The organism is Pseudomonas sp. GXM4 (genome assembly GCF_008923895.1).
In the GTDB taxonomy this organism is placed as follows: Bacteria; Pseudomonadota; Gammaproteobacteria; order Pseudomonadales; family Pseudomonadaceae; genus Aquipseudomonas; species Aquipseudomonas atacamensis.
In genome coordinates this window covers 1-2283 of the sequence record NZ_WBRZ01000451.1, presented here as the reverse complement: position 1 = coordinate 2283, position 2283 = coordinate 1, and the positions used below count along the sequence as shown (strand labels likewise).

Annotated in this window: 2 protein-coding genes; both read left to right on the top strand. The window is 38.8% G+C overall.

What is annotated here, in order from left to right; genetic code table 11:
• Positions 1-1591: DUF6119 family protein (locus F8N49_RS27290; RefSeq protein WP_178117090.1), on the top strand; the 1591-nt coding region annotated here is incomplete at its 5' end.
• 51 nt (positions 1592-1642) lie between these two features.
• Positions 1643-2283: hypothetical protein (locus tag F8N49_RS27285; protein ID WP_218574937.1), on the top strand; the 641-nt coding region annotated here is incomplete at its 3' end.

Sequence of the window (2283 nt, the reverse complement as noted above, 5' to 3'; positions counted from 1 at the left end):
TATCGATTGTCACTTTATATACTTTGAAACCACAAGCGTAAAATCAAATCCGCCATGGCTAAATTTTATTAATGAAAAACTCCCTCTGAACGATGCGCCACTCTTCAGTTCAAAAAATAGGAATCCAAATGGGATTTTATTTTTAGCCATCAATGGCCGAGTGTTTGCAGCTACATTTGGACGGAGTGCCGTAAGCTATCTTGATCGCCATGCCTTTGAGCCGGACTTCGGAATTAAAACAGCCATGAACATGTGTGGCAACGAAGAAATACGCCAGACAAAAAGTGAGAGCCACGCAATTACACCAACACATATTGATAGGCAGGTAAATAAACCGGCTGACGCTTTCGCTTTTGGCCTTAGCGAAGCGGAAGACCTGCGTTATATTTCGGCTCACATGAAGAACCATAAAAACATAACCCTTCAAGGCCGAAACAACTTAACAATAAAAATCGTTGGAAAAGAGAAGCTTAACTGGCACATATTAATCGACTATTGCGAAGATTTTCTAGTGGCTTATGCAAGCAGAGAGTACACCAAACTATTCCCAAATTACAAACATTTCGACGAGGCAACGGAGTCAGACAGCAATACTCTAAATGAGTATCTAATCAACCAACTCCGTTTGAAAAACACAAGCAATATTAGCCTCGGAATCCCAGAAGTACTAATTGACTCAGACTACGGGCTCGCATACTCAAACAACAAAAAAACCGGCGATAAAACTTATGCATATTTAGAAATTCGCCAAATATACGAACATATAAGTGCAGAAAAAATAACCGCTAAAAACCTAAAATCAAAACATATTTATGCGTACTCATATGAAGAGGACCAAGTGCTTGGCTATAAGAAATGGCCGCTATATAACTGCCTATCTTTTGAGCATGCTCTAGGAGAGAGATATTTTGTATTGAGTGATGGGAAATGGCTGGAGGTAGATAACGATTTCTACAGCGAAATAACCAACTTCACTCAAATCACGCTCCACGAAGAGGCTTGCGAGGAGATTTATAGGGGGATCGATATCAGCGACGATGAAAAAATGCAGAATAGAGAGAGCATCTTTAACAAGACAATCTGCGAAATACGCCCCTCATGCGTTTTGTTTGACCAAGCAAAACTTCAAATCGGTTCTGGTCGCAAAGACAAAGAATTTTGTGACATCCTAGATCTCACGAATGACAATAAAATTAGAATCATTCATTGCAAACCATACAAAAATGCCTCTTCAACAAACTATTTATTTTCACAAGCTCAATTCTATTGCCATGCATTCATTAACGATCAACCTTTCCTCGGAGAGATCAGGAAACATATAGATTTATCCACCAGTACAAAAAAAACAGAATACTTAGATTACATCAAACCCAACATAGCGGACATACACGGCAAAGACTATGTTGTTTGCCTATGGCTACTGTGCGATCAGCACGCAGCGACTCCGGTTAAAACTGAAATACCATTGATGGCTCAATATGAATTGAAACTGATGCACGAACATTTGCGAAACACATGCAAGTTTCAGGATGTCATAATACGATTTATCCCGGTCATCAAGAAGAATTACATCAAAGCTATTTCCAATTGACAAATTGGAAAAAATTTTCACATTACTTAACCATGATTCAAAAGGAGTGACATGGCTATTGACCTGGTAAATATTGCTCAATCAATTTCGAAAACTGGCTTCAAACTGGAGTATGAAATCGGACAAACCTTGAGAAAAAACGGATGGCACCTGATTAGCAACCGTTGTTATATTGATGACCTAGAGGGAACGGTAAGGGAGATTGATCTACTAGCCTATAAAGTTACAAACCTAAAAGACTTAAGCATTTACACCGTAATAATTATAAGCTGCAAAAAAAACGAAGCTAACTCATGGGCTCTTCTATCTCGCCCGGTGGACGACAAAGACCCCAACTATAATTGGCGCCCTTTTAAAGGCTGGACTAACCATCCTGCAATACATCACTACATGTCAAAAATGACATGGTCTCCGTCTTATCACGAAAAACTATCAAAAGCATGCCCAATGTTATTTTCCGCACCAAATGTAGACGTATTCGCCTTCCAAGAAATGAGCAAAGCAAATTCGTCCCCTCAAAACGACAAAAATATATTTTCCTCAATCACATCACTAATGAAGGCGCAGTCTTATGAGATGAGTATTTTGAAGGAACGCCAAAAAAACAAAAAACGAATTTATCAATTTAATCTAGCATCAATCATTGAAAGCGAATTAGTGAGAGTCTTATTTCAAGATAATGACATCTCAGC